This window comes from Serratia odorifera (genome assembly GCF_041448735.1).
GTDB classification, from domain to species: domain Bacteria; phylum Pseudomonadota; class Gammaproteobacteria; order Enterobacterales; family Enterobacteriaceae; genus Serratia_F; species Serratia_F odorifera.
The window spans coordinates 43,839-58,152 of sequence record NZ_JBGMUT010000016.1 but is presented as its reverse complement, the minus strand read 5'-3'; the positions used below and the strand labels follow the sequence as shown (position 1 = coordinate 58,152).

Annotated in this window: 15 protein-coding genes and 1 other RNA gene; 10 read left to right on the top strand and 6 right to left on the bottom strand. The window is 56.5% G+C overall.

Going from position 1 to position 14,314, the window contains the following annotated elements:
* Window positions 1-156: transketolase-like TK C-terminal-containing protein (locus ACCC84_RS22220; RefSeq protein ID WP_443096497.1), on the top strand; the 156-nt coding region annotated here is incomplete at its 5' end.
* A gap of 63 nt (window positions 157-219) precedes the next feature.
* Here the strand turns inward: ACCC84_RS22220 and ACCC84_RS22215 are convergent.
* Window positions 220-1,302: a tartrate dehydrogenase gene (locus ACCC84_RS22215; protein ID WP_004958959.1), complete on the bottom strand. Its 1,083-nt coding sequence runs from the start codon at window positions 1,300-1,302 to the stop codon at window positions 220-222.
* A 102-nt stretch (window positions 1,303-1,404) separates the two neighbouring features.
* Here ACCC84_RS22215 and ACCC84_RS22210 point away from each other — a divergent pair, with 102 nt between their 5' ends.
* Entirely contained in the window at window positions 1,405-2,343 is a 939-nt protein-coding gene (locus ACCC84_RS22210) for a LysR substrate-binding domain-containing protein (RefSeq protein ID WP_371902350.1), read from the top strand.
* A gap of 40 nt (window positions 2,344-2,383) precedes the next feature.
* Here the strand turns inward: ACCC84_RS22210 and ACCC84_RS22205 are convergent, their stop codons facing one another.
* Window positions 2,384-2,710 carry a putative quinol monooxygenase gene (locus ACCC84_RS22205; protein WP_004958962.1) on the bottom strand — a complete coding sequence of 109 codons (327 nt, stop codon included), beginning with the start codon at window positions 2,708-2,710 and terminating at the stop codon, window positions 2,384-2,386.
* A gap of 361 nt (window positions 2,711-3,071) precedes the next feature.
* On the opposite strand from ACCC84_RS22205, the gene epd reads away from it, so the two are divergent.
* The 6 genes from epd (at window position 3,072) to ACCC84_RS22175 (ending at window position 9,453) form a co-directional block, all read left to right on the top strand.
* Entirely contained in the window at window positions 3,072-4,088 is a 1,017-nt protein-coding gene (gene epd, locus ACCC84_RS22200) for an erythrose-4-phosphate dehydrogenase (protein ID WP_198774098.1), read from the top strand.
* A 74-nt stretch (window positions 4,089-4,162) separates the two neighbouring features.
* Window positions 4,163-5,326, top strand: coding sequence for a phosphoglycerate kinase (gene pgk, locus ACCC84_RS22195; RefSeq protein ID WP_004958966.1), 1,164 nt, complete (start codon window positions 4,163-4,165; stop codon window positions 5,324-5,326).
* Between the two features lie 240 nt (window positions 5,327-5,566).
* A complete protein-coding gene (gene fbaA, locus ACCC84_RS22190; protein ID WP_039991768.1) occupies window positions 5,567-6,646 on the top strand; it encodes a class II fructose-bisphosphate aldolase in 1,080 nt (359 codons plus the stop codon).
* A gap of 225 nt (window positions 6,647-6,871) precedes the next feature.
* A complete protein-coding gene (mscS, locus tag ACCC84_RS22185; protein WP_004958970.1) occupies window positions 6,872-7,741 on the top strand; it encodes a small-conductance mechanosensitive channel MscS in 870 nt (289 codons plus the stop codon).
* A 183-nt stretch (window positions 7,742-7,924) separates the two neighbouring features.
* Window positions 7,925-8,539 (top strand): arginine exporter ArgO, encoded by a 615-nt coding sequence (gene argO, locus ACCC84_RS22180; protein WP_088499783.1) that lies wholly within the window; start codon window positions 7,925-7,927, stop codon window positions 8,537-8,539.
* Window positions 8,540-8,721: 182 nt separating this feature from the next.
* Window positions 8,722-9,453: an oxidative stress defense protein gene (locus ACCC84_RS22175; RefSeq protein ID WP_071586657.1), complete on the top strand. Its 732-nt coding sequence runs from the start codon at window positions 8,722-8,724 to the stop codon at window positions 9,451-9,453.
* 51 nt (window positions 9,454-9,504) lie between these two features.
* On the opposite strand, the gene ACCC84_RS22170 is transcribed toward ACCC84_RS22175, so the two are convergent.
* Entirely contained in the window at window positions 9,505-10,398 is an 894-nt protein-coding gene (locus ACCC84_RS22170) for a LysR family transcriptional regulator ArgP (RefSeq protein WP_004958979.1), read from the bottom strand.
* Between the two features lie 127 nt (window positions 10,399-10,525).
* On the opposite strand from ACCC84_RS22170, the gene rpiA reads away from it, so the two are divergent.
* Window positions 10,526-11,182 carry a ribose-5-phosphate isomerase RpiA gene (gene rpiA, locus ACCC84_RS22165; RefSeq protein WP_004958980.1) on the top strand — a complete coding sequence of 219 codons (657 nt, stop codon included), beginning with the start codon at window positions 10,526-10,528 and terminating at the stop codon, window positions 11,180-11,182.
* Window positions 11,183-11,646: 464 nt separating this feature from the next.
* A complete protein-coding gene (serA, locus tag ACCC84_RS22160) occupies window positions 11,647-12,885 on the top strand; it encodes a phosphoglycerate dehydrogenase (RefSeq protein ID WP_004958982.1) in 1,239 nt (412 codons plus the stop codon).
* A gap of 54 nt (window positions 12,886-12,939) precedes the next feature.
* Here serA and ACCC84_RS22155 read toward each other — a convergent pair whose 3' ends face one another.
* From ACCC84_RS22155 to zapA, 3 genes are all read right to left on the bottom strand, one after another.
* Complete coding sequence (locus tag ACCC84_RS22155) at window positions 12,940-13,548, bottom strand: 5-formyltetrahydrofolate cyclo-ligase (protein ID WP_039991769.1); 609 nt, start codon at window positions 13,546-13,548, stop codon at window positions 12,940-12,942.
* 48 nt (window positions 13,549-13,596) lie between these two features.
* Window positions 13,597-13,778: non-coding RNA, 6S RNA (gene ssrS / locus ACCC84_RS22150), on the bottom strand.
* Between the two features lie 40 nt (window positions 13,779-13,818).
* A complete protein-coding gene (gene zapA, locus ACCC84_RS22145) occupies window positions 13,819-14,148 on the bottom strand; it encodes a cell division protein ZapA (protein ID WP_004958986.1) in 330 nt (109 codons plus the stop codon).
* Between the last annotated feature and the right edge of the window lie 166 nt (window positions 14,149-14,314).

Here is a 14,314-nt window from a genome sequence, read left to right as displayed (position 1 = left end):
GGCATTGCCGATTACTGGTACAAATACGTCGGGCTGAACGGCGCGGTGGTGGGCATGACCAGCTTCGGCGAATCGGCGCCGGCCGAGCAGCTGTTCAAGACGTTCGGTTTCACCGTCGACAACGTGGTGGCGAAGGCCAGGGCGTTGTTGAAGTAACCGCCAGGCGGGCGAGCAGGCTCGCCCCGCGTGATGGAAAACCCGGCTACGTGCCGGGTTTTTTTATTGCAGTAAATCGGCGATCGCCGCGCCGACCTGCTGGGTCGAGGCATCGCCTTGCATATCCGGCGTGCGCGGCCCGCTGGCAATGGTGCGCTCAATGGCGGCAAGGATATCGTCGTGCGCCTGACGGTAGCGACGATCGCCATTGCCGAGAAAGTCGAGCATCATCGCACCGGCCCAAATCATGGCGATCGGATTGGCAATGTTCTGGCCATAAATATCTGGCGCGGAGCCGTGCACCGGCTCGAACAGCGACGGGAAGTCGCGCTGCGGGTTGAGGTTGGCGGATGGCGCAATACCGATAGTACCGGTACAGGCCGGGCCGAGATCCGACAGAATATCGCCGAACAGGTTGGAGGCGACGACCACGTCGAAACGCTCCGGGTTCAGCACGAAGCGGGCGCAGAGGATGTCGATATGCTGCTTGTCCCAGCGGATATCAGGATAATGCTGCGCCATGGCCGCGACGCGTTCGTCCCAGTAGGGCATGCTGATGGCCATGCCGTTGGATTTGGTGGCGGCGGTAAGGGATTTGCGCGGCCGCTGCTGCGCCAGTTCAAAGGCGTATTGTAGAATGCGATCCACCCCCTGACGGGTAAACACCGATTCCTGCACCACCATCTCACGTTCGGTGCCTTCGAACATGCGCCCGCCGAGCGACGAGTACTCGCCTTCGGTGTTTTCCCGTACCACGTAAAAGTCAATGTCACCGGGCTTTTTGTTGGCCAGCGGGCAGGCGACGCCGGGGAACAGGCGTACCGGGCGCAGGTTGACGTATTGATCGAAGTCGCGGCGAAACTTTAGCAGCGAGCCCCACAGCGACACGTGATCGGGCACTTTGTCCGGCCAGCCGACGGCGCCGAAGTAAATGGCATCAAAGCCCTGTAATCGTTCGAACCAGTCATCCGGCAGCATCTGACCATGTTGCAGATAATAATCGCAGCTGGCCCAGTCAAAGGTGACAAACTCCAGCGCAAGATCCCATTTGGCTGCCGCCGCCTGCATGACGCGCAGGCCTTCCGGTAATACTTCCTGGCCGATGCCGTCGCCCGGGATCGCCGCGATTTTGTAGGTTTTGTTCATCAGAGGTCTCACTTATAGGTCGGGAGGATTGACACCGCTACCATCCTATAATTGACTAACCGTTAATCAATCCGCTGAATGGTGAAACATAAAACACGTATCATGAATAATATGCCCCTGCTGAGTGATTTACGGGTGTTTGTGCTGGTGGCGCGTCGGGCGGGTTTTGCCGCCGCCGCAGAGGAAATGGGGGTATCGCCGGCGTTCATCAGCAAACGCATCGCCTTGCTGGAAAAGGCGTTGAGCGTTCCATTGTTGCACCGTACCACGCGGCGGGTGGCGATAACCGAAGACGGCGAGCGCATTTATGAATGGGCGCAACGTATTCTCAACGATGTTGATCACATGATGGATGAAGTCTCCACCATTCGTCAGGAACCGCAAGGCACGCTGCGGATTGTCAGCAGCCATGGCTTCAGCCGGCGTTTTATCGCCCCGGCGCTGTCGGTGCTGGCGACGCAGTATCCACGCTTGGAGCTGCGGCTGGACGTGTCCGACCGGCTGGTGGATCTGGTGAGCGAGGGATTCGATCTGGATATTCGCGTCGGCGACGACATCGCGCCGAACCTGATCGCACGCAAGCTGGCGGATAACCGGCGTATTCTGTGCGCTTCGCCGGCGTATCTGGCGCGCCACGGCATGCCGAAAACGCTGAACGAGCTGTCGGGCCGCGCCTGTCTGGTGATCAAGGAGCGCGATATGCCGTTCGGCATCTGGCGTCTGCAAGGCCCTGGCGGCGAGGAGACCATCAAGGTTACCGGCGCGCTGGCCTCCAATCATGGCGAAATCGTACACCAGTGGTGTCTCGACGGGCAGGGGGTGGCGCTGCGCTCCTATTGGGACGTGCAGGAAAACATCGCCAGCGGCAAACTGGTGCATATTCTGTCCGATTATTATCAGTCTGCGAATATTTGGGCGGTATATGTTTCACGCTTGGCGACCTCGGCCAAGGTGCGGGTGACGGTGGAGTTTTTGCGGCAGTATTTTGAACGGCATTACGGCGGTGCCGCACCGCAGGCGGAATACTTGTTCAGCCGCTAGTGTCACAAGGGCGCGTCGCGCCCTTGTTCAAGCGTTCGCTTTATTTCGACTTTTCCAACTGGGTCAATCGTTGCACGTTCAGGCTTTCCAGCTTGCCGTCCAGTTCCTCGAGGAAGCGATCGTGATAGTCCATGGCGATGTGCTTTTTCAGATCGTCTACCGACGCCCAGCGTTCAATAAACACAAACGAGACCTTGCCGGGCTTCTCCAGCTCTTTGACGTTGGTTTCCTGGGATTCGTGGCAATCGTACTGCAGGCAACCCGGCTCCAGATGGGTTGGGGCGACCATGGCGCGCGCCGCTTTTCTCACTGCGTCGACGTGCTCGGGGAACGGGGTCAGCGTGGCAACAATTTTGACTTCACTCATTTTAACTCCTTGTAGTGGATTATGGTCATCCCCAAGATAGGGATTCAGGGTGACTGAAAATGTGCGCTAGATCATTTTATTTTCGCAAAATACCGCCCAGTTAACAGCCGGACTGTCGGGGCTGTTCCTTTTCGAAAAACTTTGGTTTATGCTCGGCTGAAGCGTTTCAGTTGGGGTGAATAACTCGCTGAAAGGCTAGAGAGAGCGGTTGTTGGCGGTAACAGGGTTTACGAATAATGCAACGCAGCGATTCACAGCAGGCAGTGCGCTAAAGTACTCTATGCAGGTTAGCATGATAACCAGTCAGCGCCACCCCATCCGGCGTCAGCACCGGCGGGAATGGCCTTCTTCAGGGAGCAGCATGACCATCCGCATAGCGATAAACGGCTTTGGCCGTATTGGCCGCAGCGTTTTACGCGCACTGTATGAATCGGGGCGACGAGCAGAAATCACCGTGGTGGCAATCAACGAGCTGGCGAATGCCGAAGGCATGGCGCACCTGTTGAAATACGACTCCAGCCATGGGCGCTTTGCCTGGGACGTTCGCCAGGAGTGCGATGTGCTGAGCGTGGGCGACGATAGCATTCGTCTGCTGCACCAGCCGGCGGTAGAGCGTTTGCCGTGGGGGGAGCTGGGGGTAGACGTGGTGCTCGACTGCAGCGGGGTTTACGGCAGTCGGGCGGATGGCGAGGCGCATCTGACCGCCGGAGCAAAGAAAGTTCTGTTTGCGCACCCGGGCGGCAACGATCTGGACGCTACCGTGGTATTTGGTGTCAATCACCAGACGCTGCAGGCGGAGCATCGCATCGTGTCCAACGCCTCCTGCACCACCAATTGCATTATTCCGGTCATCAAGCTGCTGGACGATGCCTACAGCATCGAATCCGGCACCGTGACCACCATCCACTCCTCGATGAACGATCAGCCAGTGATAGACGCCTATCACGCAGATTTGCGCCGTACCCGTGCGGCAAGCCAGTCGATTATTCCGGTCGATACCAAGCTGGCCGCAGGGATTACCCGCATCTTTCCGCAGTTTTGCGATCGTTTTGAAGCGATCTCGGTGCGCGTACCGACCATCAACGTTACCGCCATCGATCTCAGCGTCAGCGTCAGCGCGGCGGTGAAGGTGGCAGAGGTCAACCAGTTGTTGCAAAAGGCCGCACAGGGATCATTTCGTGGTATAGTTGACTATACAGAACTACCATTAGTCTCGATTGATTTTAACCATGACCCGCACAGCGCCATCGTCGATGGTACCCAGACGCGGGTCAGCGGTCAGCACCTGATCAAGACCTTGGTCTGGTGCGACAATGAATGGGGCTTTGCCAACCGGATGTTGGATACAACACGGGCAATGGCCGCAAGCGGTTTCTAGTACGGCGGCATCCGCGACGATGCGCCACTCAGGCAACTTTATAGCTTATAGAGAATCAACCAAGAGGGTTCACCATGTCTGTAATCAAGATGTCCGATCTGGATCTGGCGGGAAAACGCGTTCTGATTCGTTCCGATCTGAACGTACCGGTAAAAGACGGCAAAGTGACTTCCGATGCGCGTATCCGCGCTTCCCTGCCGACTATCGAAGCTGCGCTGAAGCAAGGCGCCCGCGTTATGGTGACCTCCCACCTGGGCCGTCCGACCGAAGGCGAGTACAACGAAGAGTTCTCGCTGCTGCCGGTGGTCAACTACCTGAAAGACCATCTGAAAAACCCGGTACGTCTGGCAAAGGACTACCTGGATGGCGTTGACGTGGCCGAAGGCGAGCTGGTAGTGCTGGAAAACGTGCGCTTCAACAAGGGCGAGAAAAAAGACGACGAAACCCTGTCCAAGAAATATGCGGCACTGTGCGACGTGTATGTGATGGACGCGTTCGGTACCGCACACCGTGCGCAGGCCTCTACCCACGGCGTGGGCAAGTTCGCACCGGTAGCCTGTGCTGGTCCGTTGCTGTCTGGCGAACTGGAAGCCCTGGGCAAAGCGCTGAAAGAACCTGCGCGCCCAATGGTTGCCATCGTCGGCGGCTCTAAAGTGTCGACCAAACTGACCGTGCTGGACTCCCTGTCCAAAATCGCCGACCAGCTGATCGTCGGCGGCGGCATTGCCAACACCTTCGTTGCCGCGCAAGGCAACAATGTCGGTCAGTCACTGTATGAACCTGATTTGATCCCGAACGCCAAAAAGCTGCTGGAAACCTGCGACATTCCGGTGCCAACCGATGTGCGCGTAGCCACCGAGTTTTCCGAAACTGCCGCAGCAACGGTAAAACAGGCGAACGAAATCCAGGACAGCGAGCAGATTCTGGATATGGGCGACGTCTCAGCCGAGCGTTTGGCCGTTATCCTGAAGAACGCCAAAACCATTCTGTGGAATGGTCCGGTTGGCGTATTCGAGTTCCCTAACTTCCGTAAGGGCACCGAAATCGTTGCACGCGCCATTGCAGAAAGCGATGCTTTCTCGATTGCGGGCGGCGGCGACACTCTGGCAGCGATCGACATGTTCGGTATTGCTGACAAGATCTCCTACATCTCCACCGGCGGCGGTGCGTTCCTGGAATTCGTTGAAGGGAAACAGCTGCCTGCAGTGGTGATGCTGGAACAACGCGCTAAGCAGTAATTCTGACAACGGGAGGCGAAAGCCGCCCGTTTGTTTTATACCGCTCTGCTACGGTAGTGCGGTATGAAAAATCGATTTACCACCATCTCTACCCAACGGATTTCGAGATGTGGCTGGCGGCGAAAGAACGACCTCTCGCCAGCCGGCACTGCCGGACAGGCGAGGCAGGTACGGGATGCCAACGCCGCTACGTCTTGAACGATGAAGGGTATAACGGCCGACGAAACAGGACAAAGTAACATGTCTAAAATTTTTGATTTCGTAAAACCGGGTGTCATCACGGGTGATGACGTTCAGAAAGTATTCGCAGTAGCCAAAGAGAACAACTTTGCGCTGCCAGCTGTCAACTGTGTGGGTACCGACTCCATCAACGCGGTGCTTGAAGCTGCGGCGAAAGTGCGTTCACCTGTCATCGTTCAGTTCTCCAACGGCGGCGCCGCGTTCATCGCTGGCAAAGGCGTGAAAACTGACGTGCCACAGGGCGCAGCGATTCTGGGCGCAATCTCCGGTGCGCATCACGTTCATCAGATGGCTGAACACTACGGCGTGCCGGTTATCCTGCATACCGACCACTGTGCGAAGAAACTGCTGCCATGGATCGACGGCCTGCTGGATGCCGGCGAGAAGCACTTTGCCGCGACCGGTAAACCGCTGTTCTCTTCCCACATGATCGACCTGTCTGAAGAGTCGCTGGAAGAAAACATCGAAATCTGCAGCAAGTACCTGGCACGCATGGCGAAGCTGGGCATGACGCTGGAAATCGAACTGGGTTGTACCGGCGGCGAAGAAGACGGCGTGGACAACAGCCACATGGACGCTTCTGCGCTGTATACCCAACCGGAAGACGTGGCTTACGCGTACGAAAAACTCAACGCCATCAGCCCGCGCTTCACCATCGCTGCCTCCTTCGGCAACGTACATGGCGTGTACAAGCCAGGCAACGTCAAGCTGACGCCAACCATTCTGCGTGATTCTCAGGACTACGTGTCCAAGAAATACAACCTGCCGCACAACAGCCTGAACTTCGTGTTCCACGGCGGTTCCGGTTCAAGCGATGCAGAGATCAAAGAGTCCGTCAGCTACGGTGTGATCAAAATGAACATCGATACCGATACCCAATGGGCGACCTGGGACGGCATCCTGCAATATTACAAACAAAACGAAGGTTATCTGCAAAGCCAATTGGGTAACCCGAAAGGCGCCGATCAGCCGAACAAGAAATACTACGATCCACGTGTCTGGCTGCGCGCTGCGCAAACCAGCATGGTGACTCGTCTGGAGCAGGCATTCAAAGATCTGAACGCCATCGACGTTCTGTAATCCGTTTGCCCGGTGTGCTATGTCGCACCGTTCGCTCGACGCACAAAGGCTCCCTTCGGGGAGCCTTTGTTTTTTGGCGCGGTTTTGATGTTGCCCGCGATGTTTTTTTGCCAAAATTGGCATCGCACAACATTGTTGGTTACCCTTATGCGGGTGGTTTGCGCATCGGATAGACCGATGCTGTTGCTATTTCTCCCTCGGGGAGCTTTAAAGTAGGACGTTAGAATGGAAGATCTCAACGTAGTAAACGGCATTAACAGTGCCAGTAACTGGCTGGTGAAAAACCAGGATTTATTGATTCAGTATGCGGTAAACGTGGTCGCGGCAATCGCCATCTTGATCGTGGGGTCGATTATTGCCCGCATGGTCGGTAATGCGCTGAACCGGGTGATGAAACTGCGTGGTATTGATGCCACGGTTGCCGATTTCCTGTCCGCGATGGCGCGTTACAGCATCCTGGCGTTCACCTTTATTGCCGTATTGGGCCGGGTAGGCGTGCAGACGACCTCGGTTATCGCGGTGCTCGGTGCCGCCGGTCTGGCGGTTGGCCTGGCGTTGCAGGGTTCGCTGTCCAACTTTGCCGCCGGCGTGCTGCTGGTGGCCTTCCGTCCGATCCGTGCCGGTGAGTACGTCGATCTGGGCGGTATTGCCGGCACCGTCGATCAGGTGCAGATTTTTTCCACTACCATGCGCACCCCAGATAACAAAACCATCGTGGTGCCGAACGGTAAAATCATCGCCGGCAATATCATCAACTATTCGCGCGAACCCAATCGCCGGGTAGACATCGTGGTTGGCGTGGCTTACGACGCCGATATCGATCTGGTGAAGAAAGTGCTGAACGACGTGATTGCTGCCGACAAGCGCATCATGCACGAGAAAGGCGTTACCGTGCGCCTGAACGAGATGGCGGCCTCTTCGCTGAACTTCGTCACTCGCTCATGGACCACCAACGCCCAATACTGGGACGTGTACTTCGATCTGATGGAAAACTTCAAGCGTCAGCTGGATGCCAACAGCATCGGTATCCCGTATCCGCAGATGGATGTCCACGTGCGCCATATCGAAAAGGCGCCGGCCAAACCGGCGGAATAACCTGCAGATAGAACGACATAAGGGAGCTTCGGCTCCCTTTTTTTATCGTCCGACGCTCTAATCAGTTTGGCTAATGCAGGATTAGAACTATCCATTTCCCCTAATGATCATCCCCTCGTATGATGCGCGTATTGACCCGTATGCGCCCTCGTCAGGCGCTTTTTGACCTTTCAGAGGAACAGCATGTTAACCGTCTTTTTACAGGGCTTTGCCCTGAGCGCCGCGATGATCCTGCCGCTCGGCCCACAAAACGTTTTTGTGATGAATCAGGGGATCCGTCGACAATATCATCTGATGGTCGCCTCGCTGTGCGCGCTGAGTGACATCGTGCTGATCTGCGCCGGTATTTTCGGCGGCAGCGCGCTGCTGGGGCGGTCGCCGCTGCTGTTGACGTTGGTGACCTGGGGCGGGGTGGCGTTCCTGCTGTGGTACGGCTGGGGGGCGTTTCGCTCCGCCTTCAGCCAGCAGTTTGCCTTGACCAGCGCACAGGAGATGAAGCAGAGCCGCTGGCGTCTGGTGGTTACCATGCTGGCGGTCACCTGGCTGAATCCCCATGTCTATCTGGACACCTTTGTGGTGCTTGGCAGCCTGGGTGGGCAGTTGGCGCCGGAGGTGCGTTCCTGGTTTGCCATTGGCGCCGTCAGCGCGTCGATCGTCTGGTTCTTTGCGCTGGCATTGCTGGCCGCCTGGCTGGCGCCGTGGCTGAATACCCCGCTGGCGCAACGGATCATCAATCTTCTGGTTGGCGTGGTGATGTGGCTGATTGCCGCTCAGTTGGCGTGGCAGGGCGCTCATTAACAAGAATTTGTCACTAATCCGAATTTAAAACACCGCGCGATATGCTACGTTTGATGGCAAGGAACCCGCTGTTGTCCCTATCTTCAGTCGCTTGAGTAAATTTCTGCAAATTTGCTTTCGGTTGGCTGTCGGTTGAGGATGATCGGCGGGGAATCAGAACAGCCTGTCATTAAGGAGACACTGTGAAGCTTAAAGCATTGGCTATGGCCGCAATGGTTGGATTAGGGACGCTGCCTGTGGCGCTGCATGCGGCGGAAGTACCAGAAGGGCCACATGTGGTCACCTCTGGCACCGCCAGCGTCGACGCTACCCCGGATATCGCAACGCTGGCAATTGAAGTCAGCGTGTCCTCCAAGGATGCGGCACAGGCCAAGAAACAGGTTGATGAGCGCGTGGCGCAATATTTCGACTTCCTGCAAAAAAACGGCATTGAGAAGAAAGACATCAGCGCCGCCAATCTGCGCACGCAGCCGGAATACGACTACCTGAAAACCGGCGAGTCGGTGCTGAAAGGCTACCGCGCGGTGCGTCAGGTACAGGTGACGCTGCGTAAACTGGACAAGTTGAACGAACTGCTGGATGGGGCGCTGAAATCTGGCCTGAACGAGATCCGTGCCGTTGAGCTGGGGGTTGCCAACCCGGACGTTTACCGCCAGCAGGCGCGCGCGAAGGCGATTGAAAACGCCACCCAGCAGGCTGCTTCACTGGCTCAGGGCTTTAAAGCCAAACTGGGTCCGGTTTACAGCATTCGCTATCACGTCGCCAACTACCAGCCAATGCCAGTGGCGCGCATGTATAAAGCCGCCAGCGACGCGCCGGAAAACAGCGCCGCGCAAACCTACGAACAGCAAAGCATTCACTTTGACGATCAGGTGGATGTGGTGTTTGAACTGCAGCGTAACGCAGCGCAGTAACGCGCCGCAGCAGCAAATAATGAAAGGTTCGCTACGGCGAACCTTTTCTTTTTAGTCCTGACGCAACACCTGATGCCCGTGCGCCAGCAACGCATCGGTCACCTTGCGCATCATGCGGCTTTCCGGTGCAAAGCGGTGCCAGAACAGCATGCGGCGCTGAAACAGCCCCGGGGTCAGATCGATCAGTTCACCGGACGCCAGCTCTTTTTCTATTTGCAGGTGCGGGATCATACAGCAGGTGGTGCCTTGTCGCGCCAGTTGCACAAAGGCTTCGGACGAGTTGACGATGTGGCACGGCACGCTACCCGGCGACAGGTCGAAGTTTTGCTGTAAAAAGGCCTGGTGCATGTCGTCGAGATGATCGAAGGCCACCGCCGGCGCTTTCAGCAGCGCGGAGCGGGTTACGCCGTTGGGGAAATAACGCTCGGCAAAGCCCGGCGAGGCGACGAACAGATAATCCAGCGCGCCAAGCTGATCCACCAGACAGCTCGGCAGCGGCTGCGGTTGGATACTGACCGCGCCGACCACTTCGCCGCGGCGCAGGCGTTCCTGGGTGCGGGTTTCATCTTCCACCTGCAGATTCAGGCGAATTGGCGAATCCGCCAGCACCGGTTTGAGCGCCGGCAGCAACCAGGTGGCCAGACTGTCGGCGTTGACCGCCAGCGACAGCAGCAGCGGCGTATCAACGCCGGTATCGTTACCCAGCCACTCCTCTTCCAACAGCTCGACCTGATGCAGCAGGGCCAGCAGTTTCTGCCCCTGTTCGGTAGGGCGCGGCGGCACGGTACGGACCAGCAATGGCTGGCCGAACAGGTTTTCCAACTGTTTAATGCGTTGAGATACCGCCGATTGAGTGATGCAGAGTTTTTGTGCCGCGCGCTCAAAGCCGCGCTCACGGATCACCGCGTCCAGCGCCTGTAGCGTTCTATAGTCTGGGCGTTTCATCGGAGAGATATCCCTTAAAGTCGTTTGATTTAGGCACTATGCCACAATTTGTGATCCTGCCGGAGTGCAAAACAGCGAATTACCTTATAATACGCACACGTTTTCGTACATAGGCAATGTAAATACCATGACGCAGGATGAACTGAAAAAAGCGGTAGGCTGGGCGGCGCTGGAATATGTCAAACCGGATACCATCGTCGGGGTGGGGACCGGTTCTACCGCGGCGCACTTTATCGACGCGCTGGGGTCGATCAAACATCAGATCAAGGGCGCAGTATCCAGTTCCGACGCCTCGACCGCCAAGCTGAAAAGCCTGGGGATCCCGGTGTTCGACAGCAATGAAGTTGACGTGCTGGATATTTACGTCGACGGTGCCGATGAGATCAACGGCCATATGCAGATGATCAAGGGCGGCGGCGCGGCGCTGACGCGGGAGAAAATCATCGCGGCCATTGCACGCCAGTTCATTTGCATTGCTGACGCCTCCAAACAGGTTGACGTGCTGGGGAAATTCCCACTGCCGGTAGAAGTGATCCCGATGGCGCGTTCCTATGTCGCGCGCGAACTGGTGAAGCTCGGCGGACTGCCGGAATACCGCCAGAACGTGGTGACCGATAACGGCAACGTGATCCTCGACGTACATAATCTGCAAATTGTTGATGCCATCGCGCTGGAAAATAAGATCAACGGCATCGCCGGCGTGGTCACCGTTGGGCTGTTTGCCAATCGTGGCGCCGACATTGCGCTGATCGGCACCTCCGACGGGGTCAAGGTGGTCAAATAAGCCGTTAGCCGCTGTGGCCCGGGCAATCGCCGCCGCTGTGCGGCGTGTTCCGTCGCGTTGAGCATTGGCAAACCGTCCGGGCCGCGTTCGGCATAATTTATGGCAGAAAACATGTTTTATTTATGACGGCGAATTTGGTGACATATGTCACATCTTGGTAATAATTTCCGTTAAGCTTCCGTTAATTTCTTTCCCTATAGCATTTTCCACCAGAATCGACCGACAGCCCTTGGCCTTGTGCTGATGGGCAGGCAATCGTTTGTATTGCCGCTGGCGTTATTTTTGTTATGTTGGTGCGGTGCTGTTCCATTTGTAGCGAAATTTTTACGTGGCAACACGGCGGCAGGCGAGCGAGTCATGCCCAGGCACCTGGCGCTGAGGCGCAGCCATGGCAAGCCAACGTGAAAACAGGCTGGATCTGGATAACGCAGCCGCTTCTGAAGTCTGAACATAGGGTCGGGTAAATGGCAAAAGTATCATTGGAGAAAGACAGGATTAAGTTCCTGTTAGTGGAAGGGGTTCATCAGAGTACGGTAGATAACCTGCGCGCTGCCGGTTATACCAACATTGAATACCATAAAGGTGCATTAGACACCGAATCGCTTAAGGCATCGATCCGCGATGCTCACTTCATCGGCATTCGATCGCGTACGCATCTGACCGAAGAGGTTTTTGCTGCCGCCGAGAAACTGGTTGCGGTAGGCTGTTTCTGCATCGGTACCAACCAGGTTGATTTGCAAGCGGCGACCAAACGCGGTATTCCGGTGTTTAACGCGCCATTCTCCAATACCCGATCCGTGGCTGAAATGGTGCTGGGCGAGCTATTGCTGATGCTGCGTGGCATTCCTTCCGCCAACGCCAAAGCGCACCGTGGCGTGTGGAACAAACTGGCCGTCGGGTCGTTTGAAGCGCGCGGTAAAAAGCTCGGTATCATTGGCTATGGCCATATCGGTACCCAACTGGGCATCCTGGCTGAAGGGCTGGGGATGAAAGTGTTCTTCTACGACATCGAAAACAAGCTGCCGTTGGGCAATGCGCAACAGGTACGTCATCTGTCGGACCTGCTGAACATGAGCGACGTGGTGACGCTGCACGTACCGGAAACGCTGTCGACCAGGAACATGATGGGCCAGGAAGAGCTGGCGCTGATGAAGCCGGGCGCGATCCTGATCAACGCTTCACGCGGTACCGTGGTGGATATTCCTGCGCTGTGCGATGCGTTGGCCAGCAATCATCTGGCGGGCGCGGCGATCGATGTGTTCCCTGAAGAACCGGCAACCAACAGCGATCCGTTCAATTCGCCGCTGTGTGAGTTTGATAACGTGATCCTGACGCCACACATTGGTGGCTCCACGCAGGAAGCGCAGGAAAATATCGGTGATGAAGTGGCCGGCAAACTGGCGAAGTACTCCGACAATGGCTCTACGCTGTCTGCGGTCAACTTCCCGGAAGTGTCGCTGCCGGCGCATGGCCCGAGCGCCAGCCGTCTGCTGCATATTCACCAAAACCGTCCTGGCGTGCTGACGCAGATTAACCAGATCTTTGCGGAAGAGGGCGTCAACATTGCGGCGCAGTATCTGCAAACCGGCCCGGAAATCGGCTATGTGGTGATTGATGTCGAAGCGGAAACCGAACGTGCCGACGCGGCACTGCAGCGTATGAAGGCCATTCAGGGCACTATCCGCGCCCGTCTGCTGCTGTAACCCGGGTTGTGCTAACGTGACCATCCCCAAGGCCGGCTTTGCCCGGCCTTTTTGTTATTCGACGATCTGCCACGCCCAGACCGTTGACGGGGTGATAATCTCCGGCAACGGAATATCCCAATGCTCTGCCGGCAAGGCGTCGACCTGCTGGCAATCGTGCGCCAGTCCGATCGGGTAAGGGCCGCCGTGCTGCCAGTGCTGCAGTGTGCGATCGTAAAACCCGCCGCCCATCCCCAGCCGCTGCCCGGTGTGATCGAAGGCCACCAGTGGCGCCAATACGATGTCCAACTGCCGGGTTGGCAACACGTTGCGTACGTCGAGCTGCGGTTCAGCAATGTTGAAACGGTTGTGCGTCATCGGCGTTTCGGCGCTATAGCGCAAGAACAGCAAATGTCCGGCGCTGAACGGGTGCAACACCGGCAGATACAGCTGCTTGTTCATCTGCCACAGGCGTTCGATCAGCGGCCGGGTGTCGAGCTCACCGTCAAACGACAGGAATGCCGCAATGCGCTGTGCAGCGGCAATGCGCGGATGAGTGGCAATGCGATCGGCGATCTGTTCGGCAAACAGCTTTTGTGATTCAGGGGTTAACGCTCGGCGTTGCTGACGGATATGGTTACGAATGGCTTGCCGTTGTGCGGCGAACTGAGGTTGAAAAGGCATAGTTTGCATGGCGCGTTGTGATGGGTGGCCCCATAAACCGCAATGAAGGGAATCTCCGAGATGCCGTCGCAGGCTGTAACCCTTGAACCCATGGTTCAAGGTGAACGTGCTGTCGCAATCTTAAGGCTTCTCGACGGGCGAGCATGCACACCGATCGCGGAGCATCACATTCTGTTGGTACTAAATATCGGCTCAGGGGACTGGCCCGCTGGCGAACATCTCAGAGAAATTTTTTACTCATTGTCGACGCTGTCGCTTCAACAACTTAAGTTATTCGAATTGTGCATCCTGACGGTCAGCGATGCGACCTTGTTCAAGCAGCGCCTGTTCAATGGTCTGTTGCAGCATGCGGATGCGTTGTTCCATATTGGCCGCATAATCGCGCGTTTTCAAGCGTTCTTGTGCAAGTTCGTGACAAACATTCAAAGCGGCGATGAAAACCAACTGCTCAGTATTTGTGACTCTAGTGCGAACTTTAAGATCTTGCAACCGTTGGTTAAGATCGTCCGCCGCCATGTTCAACGCATCTTGTTGTTCTGGCGGGCAATTGACTCTTAACGAGCGGCCAAAAATTTGAATATCTACCGGTTGTGCAGACATGCCACCTTCCTGCCTAAATTTCGCGCCAGCCTCGGTCTGCCGAAGCGGGCGACACTATATATACCCTAGTACCGAGATACAACCCCTTTTTATCAGTACCTGGTTGTAATCTACTGTGCGGCACGGCGCCAGTCAAAAAACGGTGTCAAAATGCGGACATAACGCC

Coding starts and splice junctions, on each gene's coding strand:
- pgk (WP_004958966.1), top strand. CDS start 4,163: ATGTCTGTAATCAAGATGTCCGATCTGGATCTGGCGGGAAAACGCGTT.
- mscS (WP_004958970.1), top strand. CDS start 6,872: ATGGAAGATCTCAACGTAGTAAACGGCATTAACAGTGCCAGTAACTGG.
- rpiA (WP_004958980.1), top strand. CDS start 10,526: ATGACGCAGGATGAACTGAAAAAAGCGGTAGGCTGGGCGGCGCTGGAA.
- ACCC84_RS22170 (WP_004958979.1), bottom strand. CDS start 10,398: ATGAAACGCCCAGACTATAGAACGCTACAGGCGCTGGACGCGGTGATC.
- fbaA (WP_039991768.1), top strand. CDS start 5,567: ATGTCTAAAATTTTTGATTTCGTAAAACCGGGTGTCATCACGGGTGAT.
- ACCC84_RS22215 (WP_004958959.1), bottom strand. CDS start 1,302: ATGAACAAAACCTACAAAATCGCGGCGATCCCGGGCGACGGCATCGGC.
- epd (WP_198774098.1), top strand. CDS start 3,072: ATGACCATCCGCATAGCGATAAACGGCTTTGGCCGTATTGGCCGCAGC.
- ACCC84_RS22205 (WP_004958962.1), bottom strand. CDS start 2,710: ATGAGTGAAGTCAAAATTGTTGCCACGCTGACCCCGTTCCCCGAGCAC.
- zapA (WP_004958986.1), bottom strand. CDS start 14,148: ATGTCTGCACAACCGGTAGATATTCAAATTTTTGGCCGCTCGTTAAGA.
- ACCC84_RS22210 (WP_371902350.1), top strand. CDS start 1,405: ATGAATAATATGCCCCTGCTGAGTGATTTACGGGTGTTTGTGCTGGTG.
- ACCC84_RS22155 (WP_039991769.1), bottom strand. CDS start 13,548: ATGCCTTTTCAACCTCAGTTCGCCGCACAACGGCAAGCCATTCGTAAC.
- serA (WP_004958982.1), top strand. CDS start 11,647: ATGGCAAAAGTATCATTGGAGAAAGACAGGATTAAGTTCCTGTTAGTG.
- argO (WP_088499783.1), top strand. CDS start 7,925: ATGTTAACCGTCTTTTTACAGGGCTTTGCCCTGAGCGCCGCGATGATC.